Annotated in this window: 14 protein-coding genes; 3 read left to right on the top strand and 11 right to left on the bottom strand. The window is 54.0% G+C overall.

The annotated features are described in order from the left end of the window. The 9 genes from ACRXB1_RS23705 to ACRXB1_RS23665 all read right to left on the bottom strand — a co-directional run. A partial coding sequence (locus ACRXB1_RS23705; RefSeq protein WP_449493409.1) for a hypothetical protein occupies window positions 1–375 on the bottom strand: 375 nt, incomplete at its 3' end. After that, window positions 375–848 (bottom strand): hypothetical protein, encoded by a 474-nt coding sequence (locus ACRXB1_RS23700; RefSeq protein ID WP_449493408.1) that lies wholly within the window; start codon window positions 846–848, stop codon window positions 375–377. The genes ACRXB1_RS23700 and ACRXB1_RS23705, both read right to left, overlap by 1 nt. Before the next feature lie 44 nt (window positions 849–892). Beyond that, window positions 893–1,378: a phage tail fiber protein gene (locus ACRXB1_RS23695; RefSeq protein WP_449493407.1), complete on the bottom strand. Its 486-nt coding sequence runs from the start codon at window positions 1,376–1,378 to the stop codon at window positions 893–895. A gap of 13 nt (window positions 1,379–1,391) precedes the next feature. After that, a complete protein-coding gene (locus ACRXB1_RS23690; protein WP_449493406.1) occupies window positions 1,392–1,619 on the bottom strand; it encodes a hypothetical protein in 228 nt (75 codons plus the stop codon). A 152-nt stretch (window positions 1,620–1,771) separates the two neighbouring features. Next, window positions 1,772–2,197, bottom strand: coding sequence for a hypothetical protein (locus ACRXB1_RS23685; protein ID WP_449493405.1), 426 nt, complete (start codon window positions 2,195–2,197; stop codon window positions 1,772–1,774). Window positions 2,198–2,280: 83 nt separating this feature from the next. Further along, window positions 2,281–2,856, bottom strand: a complete 576-nt coding sequence (locus ACRXB1_RS23680) for a hypothetical protein (RefSeq protein WP_449493404.1) — start codon at window positions 2,854–2,856, stop codon at window positions 2,281–2,283. A gap of 59 nt (window positions 2,857–2,915) precedes the next feature. Next, window positions 2,916–3,590 (bottom strand): hypothetical protein, encoded by a 675-nt coding sequence (locus ACRXB1_RS23675; protein ID WP_449493403.1) that lies wholly within the window; start codon window positions 3,588–3,590, stop codon window positions 2,916–2,918. Window positions 3,591–3,606: 16 nt separating this feature from the next. Then, a complete protein-coding gene (locus ACRXB1_RS23670) occupies window positions 3,607–4,221 on the bottom strand; it encodes a hypothetical protein (protein ID WP_449493402.1) in 615 nt (204 codons plus the stop codon). Next, window positions 4,218–4,481, bottom strand: a complete 264-nt coding sequence (locus ACRXB1_RS23665) for a HigA family addiction module antitoxin (protein WP_449493401.1) — start codon at window positions 4,479–4,481, stop codon at window positions 4,218–4,220. The genes ACRXB1_RS23670 and ACRXB1_RS23665 overlap by 4 nt, the downstream gene beginning before the upstream one ends. Window positions 4,482–5,057: 576 nt before the next feature. Here ACRXB1_RS23665 and ACRXB1_RS23660 point away from each other — a divergent pair. From ACRXB1_RS23660 to ACRXB1_RS23650, 3 genes are read left to right on the top strand one after another with little or no spacing between them, the layout of a single operon-like run. Next, the gene (locus tag ACRXB1_RS23660; protein WP_449493400.1) at window positions 5,058–5,222 is read left to right on the top strand and encodes a hypothetical protein; all 165 of its coding nucleotides are present in this window, start codon (window positions 5,058–5,060) and stop codon (window positions 5,220–5,222) included. Next, on the top strand, window positions 5,219–5,746 hold the full coding sequence (locus ACRXB1_RS23655) for a hypothetical protein (RefSeq protein WP_449493399.1): 528 nt from the start codon (window positions 5,219–5,221) through the stop codon (window positions 5,744–5,746). Before ACRXB1_RS23660 ends, ACRXB1_RS23655 begins: the two co-directional genes overlap by 4 nt. A 23-nt stretch (window positions 5,747–5,769) precedes the next feature. After that, window positions 5,770–5,970 carry a hypothetical protein gene (locus ACRXB1_RS23650; RefSeq protein WP_449493398.1) on the top strand — a complete coding sequence of 67 codons (201 nt, stop codon included), beginning with the start codon at window positions 5,770–5,772 and terminating at the stop codon, window positions 5,968–5,970. A 1,240-nt stretch (window positions 5,971–7,210) separates the two neighbouring features. Here the strand turns inward: ACRXB1_RS23650 and ACRXB1_RS23645 are convergent. Continuing rightward, complete coding sequence (locus ACRXB1_RS23645) at window positions 7,211–7,420, bottom strand: hypothetical protein (protein ID WP_449493397.1); 210 nt, start codon at window positions 7,418–7,420, stop codon at window positions 7,211–7,213. Beyond that, on the bottom strand, window positions 7,407–8,554 hold a 1,148-nt coding region (locus ACRXB1_RS23640), incomplete at its 5' end, for a primase-helicase family protein (RefSeq protein ID WP_449493396.1). The genes ACRXB1_RS23640 and ACRXB1_RS23645, both read right to left, overlap by 14 nt.

The following is an 8,554-nucleotide window of genomic DNA, read 5'->3' as shown; positions in this document are numbered from 1 at the left end:
TAACGAACAGCGCGTCCAGTCCCGCGACGCGGGCGTATCGGCGGTGCGGCTGGAGGACTGGACGCGCTGTTCGTTAAACTGCGCCCGAACCTTCATCGCGTTATAGATCGCCGCGCCCGTTACCGTAGCGGCCGCAGTGAGCACGCCGAATTCGGAGGTAATCGCCTTAAGCGCACCCGACACGCGACCCAGCACCGGCAACGCGCCGCCCAGGTTGTTCGTAATCGCGTCCGCGAATCCGACCGCGCCCTTCGCCGAATCGATCAGGGCTTTATTCGTCTTAGCCGTAGCATCGTTCAGCTTCGTCAGGCTAGTTACTGCGGCATTCACCTGAACACGATAATTTATTGTGAACTGATCGAGAGAACCAGACATTATTCCTTACCCCCATTCAGCAGAAGCTGTTCGAACTGAGCCGCGAAGGACGTGGCGAAAGTCTTCCCCGCGATCATCCAGTCGAAGCTAAATTCGTCCTGCCCGCTGGTGTCGATTCCGTTGTGCTCCATAACGGCTTCGAATACGGCGCGAACGTTCTGCCATTCGACTAGGAGTTCATCGATAGCCGCCGCAGTATCGAGCGCGCGACCGTCTATCGAGGCGGACGCGAGTGCGGCGAGCGTGAACTCGACGTGCAACTTATCGTCGCGCGACAGGAGCCAATGCCGTAGCTTCCGTTTCATCTCCCACCCGTGCATCGCGCCGAACGTATGAAGCGTTACCTTGACTTTCGGGCGGCGCGGCGATTCGATATCGAGCGTAGCGGTCTGCTCCCGGTCGAACAACTTTCGCGGTTCCGGTTCCGGTTCCGGCACTTCGGGCAGTCCCGATCCAAAGATTTTATCGAGCATGATTAGTAGTTATCCTATGTAATTAGAAGACGCAGAAATATGCTTTAGACGACGGCCAGAAGGTCGCCGCGAAACGCCCGAAATACGTCCGGAGTAATCTGCCGCATCTTGCGGAAATGGAACAGGAAGGCGCTGTTAAAACGTGTACTAAGCCCACCGTTCAAGATCACGCCTTCCGAGTACACGAAGCAGCTACCGTCCGCGTACTCCACGAACGCGTGCACGTATTCGGGACTCGCGCGCCGGTCGCTAAGGTCGCGGAGGACTTCGAGCGTGTGGGCCTCGCGGCTCGCCGGGTCGCAGTGGATCGCGACGTAGATGCCGTGATAGCTTTCGACTTCTACCTTATTGCCGATCACGTTAAGCACGGTAGCGAATTGATAATCGGAATCGGTGGGCGGCAGCGCGATTACGTCATTACTAAAATTGGTCAGCGCGACACCGAGCGGATACGTCTCGGTCGATACGAGCTTTATCTTCAGGCTATCGCCGCTGAGGTGATGCGGGGTGATGTGTTGTCCGTGGAGCATGATCATTTATTCCTTAGTTGCTTCTGTGGCTACTTTGGCCGTTGCGTTCTTTAATCAAGTCGATTACCGGCTCAACAGCGCGTTGAGCTTCAAGCATCGCGGCCAAATTGAACGCGAGGTAATACTCATCCGACTTTTCGCTTCCGAGTTCGTCCTTCAGCCAATTCAGGATGCTAATGTGATGATCTATAGCGCCGCGAAGATCAGTTACGAACTCATCCTTTCTGAAATATCCGCTCATGGTTCACTCCGTTAATTCGTTCGTTATGCTTAGTGTTACGGTCGGTATCCAGAGGTGGCGCGGCGCTGGGTCGAGGTCCGGAAATTCATAATCGATCCAGACCTTAACCGCTACTAGGAAGTAGATCAGCGCGCGCAGTTTCACCTTTGTGGTTAGTCGGCGAATGCAGCTGCTACTATCGCGGCGAATTCTTCCGTTTGTCGTTTGTGCATTGCCATGGATTGCTCGGCTCTGTCATCGATGGAAGGTATGTCGTCCATCTTGATAACAAAGATCATGCGTTCTGCGTACATCCTGATCGCCGCACAGACTATGTCGGTATTAACGCAAGCCGCATGGATAAAGTTCTCTGCGGCTTGAGTCGCTGCCGCGATCCCTTCCGGGCTGTCCTGATGCTTGACGAACCAGAAATTGTCTTTGAACGATTCATATGTCGGTCGCAGGTGGCACGCCTGTGCAAGGAACGAGACCATGTCGCCATCCCTGCCCAATTCAAAAACCCATTTAGCAGCTTTGAATTGCTCCGGCGAAACTTCCTTCTCGTTAAACGCGTCGAAAAGCACATATGGAACATCCATGATCTTCGCACTCCTAAAGTCTACAGGTTGAATGAGCCGCGCGTTACGTTGGTCGTGTTACGTGAGGGCGCGGCTGTGGGTGATTACTTAAAAATTGCCAAGCTTCCTTCACCGGGCATGCGCAAGCCTTCTGTCGGATCGATACGGCTCATTTGCTCCGACCGCGCCTCGTGCACCTTCGACATGTGTTCTTCTAGGCTGACGAAGTTATCGCTTGTGTTGGTGATGACTTCGTCACGAACGTCTGCGAGCAGCGTCTCAATTTCTTCGACATCGTACGAAATGTGATATTTCTTCGAGACGTCACTCTTCAGCGAGAACGCGCCGCCCGAGCGATGGAGTTGCGCGACGGCGCGCTTCTCCCAATGGTTCCGGGCCTCCTCGACCGCGTACTCTGACTCGATAGCGGCGTACATAGCGGCGTATGTTGGCGAGGTCTCAAAGTCCGCTGCAGCGTTCGTAAGGCGGTCCGGGTGACCACCCAACTTATCGCCAAACGCTGCGACGAACGCTGCGAAGCGTGCGTGCCCGCGAAAGCGAAGATGACCATACATGCGAACGGCTCGCCGCCCCACTTCGTATTCGATCTGGTCGAAGTCGCTGAATTCGATGTGGTTGATCTTTGCGCGATGATCCTTCTTGCTGTAGATGGAAGTCATGACAGTCCGTTATCCTAATGTTTTGTGGTTGAGAAAGAAGCTGGGAAGGAGGTCGCTATTTAGTTCTGACGTACCAGGCGAAAGATTCTGAGTCCCGCGTCCCAATACCCTCGATACGGCACCTCCACGCCCTTCGAGGTCATGTACCCTTCCGCCTCTAGCCATTCCTTATCGGAACGCTTCGCGGCGTCCATAGCGACGCGACGGGTAGCCGCGTCCATGCCGCGAATACCCTTCGTGGTGACGTTCGGGCGGCGAACTGTGGGAGCGACGCGAGGAAGCCCGCCGCGAGCGCGGATACCGAAGAACAGCGCGGCCACGGAGTCCGCGAGCCTACAAAAGAGCGCGTCTACCGCTCCGCGACGGGCTTCGCTAATATGGCCGGGAGACCGCGCCGGGGATACGTGCGGCATCTCGTTCGAGCGTTGCGCCGCGCCGCGCTGGAGCACGGTCGTTTCGTCGAACGGAGTTTGCTCGAAGCCGCGCGGGGTCCAGCCGTCTTTCGCCGCTGCATCGGGCATGATCGCCGCGTATGCCTTTTGCGATTCCGGGGTGGGCGGCAAACTTGTCGGTTCGTAATTGAGGTCGGACGCGTCTGCCGCCCCCACTCCGCTCAATCCGGGTACGTTCGGATATTTTTTTGCGGCCAGCGCGCCCGCCGAAGGAATCGATGCGATTCCTACTAACGGTGCTGCCTCAGCCGTGCCGTTCAAATATGCTTCGAGTTCGTCCATGATTTACTCCTTGGTTTTAAACAGACTTCTTCAATTCGCGCTCGATGAGGCTAGAAAGCCGCCCGCGCCACTCCCAAAGTGCCGATCTATCGCCCGGCTTATGGGCCTTTTTAAGCTGGTCGTCGATCCAAACCAGCATCTCTTTCGCCACGGGTAGGATCGGCAGCGCGTCGGCCATACGCCGAATCTCGCCCTGTATCCCGGCGCGCGCTTCGAGGTAATTTGCGCCCTCGTGCGCACGGTCGATTAGCTCCGCGTTCTCCTCGGACTTCGCCGCGAAAGCGACGATGTATGCGACCTGAGGGTGGTTACCTTGCGCGCGCAGCCGGCAGTACGTAGACAGGGCCGCGCGGTGCTTAGCGATGTAACCTTCGCCCTTCGCGTCCAGTTCGGCCTTCGTACGCTCCTTCGCGAACGGCCAGCGGATCGCCGCGTTAGACCACTCCCCGCGCGGCAGGTAATAGCCTTCCGGCGAGGAACGGACTTCGCGCGCACTTTCGAAAATCCACGTGTAACCGGGCGAGCCGTCCGAATACTCCATTAGGCTCGCCCACTTTTTCGCCGTGTAGGTTTGATCCGGATCGGTCACATCGGTCACTTCGCCTTTCGCGTTGTGGAGAGCGAGTTTCATTGCGTAACTTCCTTTGCGCGTGCTTCATGGAGGTCTACCGCGAGTTGCGGATAAGCCAACGCGTCAGCACTGCCGCCAATAAGCCGTTCAATCTTTACCGCCATATCGGTCGTAATGCGGGCGCGGTCCGAAATCATCAAACTGAGTAAAGCACCCGAAACGCCGAGTCGCGTTGCGGCTTCGCTTTGGTTCAGGTTCGATTTAATCAGAAGCTCCTTTAATACGGTGCCGGGCGTCTTTACCTGGGGAGGGGTTGCCATAGCGCGTTTCCTGTTAATGGGACGTCTTATCGTTAAATCGAGTTTAAACGGATTTAACATCGGATGGCTACAGTCGGACATTGGATTAATCTCGATATAAGGCGCGGCGACCCTTTTTAGTGTCCGCTTGTTTTAAGCCCGGTTAAATACCGTTAAACTCGGTTTAAATAGTTCACCGAGAGGAGTTAATCAAATGCCGCGCAGTTACGTCGAGTGCCACCCTGCGTTTTTTGTTATTCTGAATATGGTCTTTCCGAATTCGCCCGAGACCTGTTTATTAGTGTACTTGCCGTTGGTAGCCGCAGCCCTAATAGAGCCGTTCGGAGTTAATATCGGGCGAATTCGTTTAAGGAGTCAAGCACCGTGGAAACTACAGAGTTATTTCGGTCGGCGGGGTGGGACCGGATGCTATCCCTATCGCAGGAAAAGGCGGACGGCTGGACACACGAAATAAGGACGCGGAAGGTAAAACCGAAGACCGAAGAACGTGAAATAAAAACGACGGCAAAGTCCTTACTTTATGAACGCGTCCCGGAATACGTATTCCCAGAGATGCCATTTTAAGGACTATCGACAGTGGAAAAGCTAGATAGCCGTAGCGTGCCGCCCTACGGGGTGCGGACGACGAATTGGAACCGGATGGTCTATTCATTCAAGACTAAGATGCCGCGCCAGAAGCCGAAGCCTAAAGAGAAAGCGGGCGTGGTGATTCTTATTAAAGACGGAGTTGAAAGAAAATGAACGTAAGCGACACGAGTATTCGGATGCGCGGAAGTGAGCGTGCTGGCGTAATGCGCGAACAGCAAAAGACGGATCGACTCGCAGCCACGATTAGGGCTGATTCATCTGTCGGCGCTCAATTAGCCGCTGGTTGTCGCGGCATTAAGGCTGCAGAGATGGTAGAAACTCTCCACTTTAAAGATACCGGAAATATCTTCTATCAGTTCAAAACGCGACCATATGGCGAGTTCGTGATTTTCGCTAAGACTCCGGAGAGTGCCGCGCAAGTACTAGACTTCCACAATATAACTATGGAGCGATTTCCGAAGCCGCAGGAAGCTGCCGGATTTAGTTCTTCGAACGTGATTAGGCCGCTGCTACTGATTGTATATGATCGAAGCCCGGTTACTCTAGTCCACGAAAGCGTTCATGTTGCTCTTCGTATTCTGGAGAGAATCGGACAGCCGCGCGTTGAGGCGGGAAGTGAGGAAAGAATGGCGTACTTATGCGACGACTTGTTCGCGGCCTTCTCGCCTTATTTGTGAACTATTAAGGAGTAAAGACGACTATGGCTGCTTATATTAAAGACGCATTAGAGCAGATGGAAGCGATGAATCTCGTCGATCAGGCTAAAATCGATTCTCGAAAGCGTGGGGTTATGGACGGGAATGCTATGGACGCGGATTCGAACGCCACGCTAAACCGGATAGCGGAGGATGCGATTGCCGCGCGTAAGGTCGCGATGGACAGGATGCGAGGGAAGATGTAGAACTTACAGAAAAGCCCTAACCATTTGCGCGACTTTGTGAGAGTCTGGTTAGGGCTTCTATCCAACGATAATAGTTCGGGCAACGCCGCCCGAATCATTCTGCATCCGACTCCATGCTGAACTCCCGGAGGGATTGGGGAATGGAGGAAATCACGACTCTTCCAAGGTGTGTTTCGATTATAGGCGAGCCGCGCGGCGATTAAAACAAGCAGAATAGCCGCCCTGTTCACCGATTATCGAATTCAATAATTTAGTAATTTACCGATAAACCGGAACGAATACCGTTACGCAGTCCATGCCGGACGGACCTGCGCTCGCTCCGGCCCAAGCACGCCACGCGTCTCGTTCGGTCAGGACCATCGACGGCTGACAGGTGCTCTGCGGCTCGTAGTGGTCGATGTAATGTTGCGGAGGCGGCTGGATTCTGTCGGCGTAGTGTCTTTGTTGCCTTTCGCGCGCTTGCCGCTCCTGAGACTCGCAGCACCCTGAACCTTGAAAGTTATCGGGGATTTTGGGTGTTTCGGCGTGTGCTGACGTTAATGTCGCCGCGAGTAGGATGGCCGCTGCTGGATACCTGTTATTCATGATTCGGTTAATAGTCCGGTTTAGATTCCCGGATTATCCGCCGCGCGTATGTGCAGAGGAAGCGGCAGAAGTTATGTGGCGGACATTGAAAGGGTAACAAATAGGGCCTGATGGAATTAAAATTTCCCGAAAAATAATATAGTATTACCTTGATTATTTTCCACCTCGTACTTAAACACCCTCACCCATGGCCTTTGCGTCTACCTTAACGAAATGGAAAATGAAATGTCAATCTGCAACCGTCTCTCATCCTTACGCGGACCTTTCTTCTTACTCGATATTCCGTAAGGTTGACGCTCTGTATTCGGCGTTCGATTACCTCGCTTTCCAGTAATAATCGGCCCGTTTCGCCCACTTATTAGGCGTAAGAATTAAGTCGTCGGACGACTTAAAACGGTGGCCGGTGTACAAGGCTTATATCTATTGAGATTACGTGTCTTTTAAGCGCCTATTAAATTTTACGTAATAAGGGTTATCGTAGTTTGCGTTGTTATTTTCGAGCGATATATGGGACAGTATCAGAGGTATAAACCTTTCGATTAGATAACGTATTGCAGAGATAATGAAGCCCGCGTAGAAAGGTCTAGGCGGGCTTCGGTGGGTCGGCGGGTACTTAGGTATATCCGGGCCTATTGCAGGCCCGCTGTACACCTATTTAGTGTGTAGTCGGAGGATTATCGCTCGTCCGGATAGAGTACCCGCGATCATCGTACTTCGGCGGCGCGACGTTTTCGGTCCCGGCTTCGTACATGTCTTCCATCGTCGGGACCTTGCGGGTGCGCCCTGCGTCGTCAATTTCCGTCAAGCCAATAAGGACGTTGAGCTTGTCAATCGCCGCCAGTCGCACCGATTCACGCACGTCCATGTTCTCGACTATCCGACGCTACCACTTCCGCGCTGACTCCGCACTCGTTATTGGCGACGTAGGCATCGAAATAATCAGCCCCCAACCGGCTATCTTCAGCCTTCTTCATCTCGACGCGGCCCTTAGTTTTCGGTGCGCGCATACCGTGATATACGGACGAGTGCACCTTATACTCCAAAAAGAATTTTCGAATCTCAGCATAATGCTCGTCCATTATTTTGTGGAGCCTGTCAAAGTACTGGCGGCTCGTCATCCCGACTTTCTTCTCAAACTCTTCAATATTCTTCCAGTAAGAAAATATGACGAACCATCGACGGTCGGTGTCAGTAATTGGAAGCGCGTCGGCATGGTTAGTTAGGGCAGCATAATTGGTCGTGTTGGGCGAGTCGATACCGTTCGCATTCTTCCCTACGACGCGCACGCTCTCGTTAGTGATCGCGGGCTTCAGCGTATCGAGGATCGCAAAGCGATTAACATCGGCTGAACGAATCTCTTCAAAAACGCGATACGCACGACCACTAAAATACGCGTTGAAGTCGCTTTTTACTTCCTGATTCGAGACCTCGCCCGCGTTCTCACCGCCCATAATGCGAGACATCATTTTGCCCATGATGACGGTCTTTCCGTCGCCTTCGATGCCTTTGATAAGAGGCGCGCAACAAATGACCTTTCCGGGCGAGCGGACGTTTAGGGCGATCCAAGATTCAAGTTGGGCGGCCACGGTGCCTTCCGGCGCGCCGTCTAGGTCGTTTCCGGCGCACATATACCCGATGTGCTTCCGAATCGTGTCGATGGCCTCTAAGCCTCCGGGCGTGAACTCGGCAGCCGTCTCCGGAACGGTCGATTCGAGATACTCATTCACGAAGGTCCGCCCCTTCCAGCTATATACCTCAGGGAACCCGGCCGCATACATAATCGCGTCCGCGACCTTGAACCCTGCGTTGATTGCGACGTGGGTGTGCGCGGCGATCCTCTTCCCTTCGGTGTTCAACGGAACGCTTTTCGCGAATATGGAATTGAAGCCCTTCGACGTGTATATGCGCGCTGTACCTGGGCGAACTATTTTGTCATTGCTGACGCAGTAATACCAGCCTTCGGTCCACGCCCCGTGCGCCCTCGCCGCGCCCGCCGCCA

The sequence above is a fragment of the Caballeronia sp. M23-90 genome (assembly GCF_053574605.1).
Note: the sequence above shows the minus strand (reverse complement) of the source record. Positions and strands in the feature narration are given on the sequence as shown.

Coding starts and splice junctions, on each gene's coding strand:
- ACRXB1_RS23670 (WP_449493402.1), bottom strand. CDS start 4,221: ATGAAACTCGCTCTCCACAACGCGAAAGGCGAAGTGACCGATGTGACC.
- ACRXB1_RS23685 (WP_449493405.1), bottom strand. CDS start 2,197: ATGGATGTTCCATATGTGCTTTTCGACGCGTTTAACGAGAAGGAAGTT.
- ACRXB1_RS23645 (WP_449493397.1), bottom strand. CDS start 7,420: ATGGACGTGCGTGAATCGGTGCGACTGGCGGCGATTGACAAGCTCAAC.
- ACRXB1_RS23650 (WP_449493398.1), top strand. CDS start 5,770: ATGGCTGCTTATATTAAAGACGCATTAGAGCAGATGGAAGCGATGAAT.
- ACRXB1_RS23680 (WP_449493404.1), bottom strand. CDS start 2,856: ATGACTTCCATCTACAGCAAGAAGGATCATCGCGCAAAGATCAACCAC.
- ACRXB1_RS23655 (WP_449493399.1), top strand. CDS start 5,219: ATGAACGTAAGCGACACGAGTATTCGGATGCGCGGAAGTGAGCGTGCT.
- ACRXB1_RS23690 (WP_449493406.1), bottom strand. CDS start 1,619: ATGAGCGGATATTTCAGAAAGGATGAGTTCGTAACTGATCTTCGCGGC.
- ACRXB1_RS23695 (WP_449493407.1), bottom strand. CDS start 1,378: ATGCTCCACGGACAACACATCACCCCGCATCACCTCAGCGGCGATAGC.
- ACRXB1_RS23700 (WP_449493408.1), bottom strand. CDS start 848: ATGCTCGATAAAATCTTTGGATCGGGACTGCCCGAAGTGCCGGAACCG.
- ACRXB1_RS23675 (WP_449493403.1), bottom strand. CDS start 3,590: ATGGACGAACTCGAAGCATATTTGAACGGCACGGCTGAGGCAGCACCG.
- ACRXB1_RS23665 (WP_449493401.1), bottom strand. CDS start 4,481: ATGGCAACCCCTCCCCAGGTAAAGACGCCCGGCACCGTATTAAAGGAG.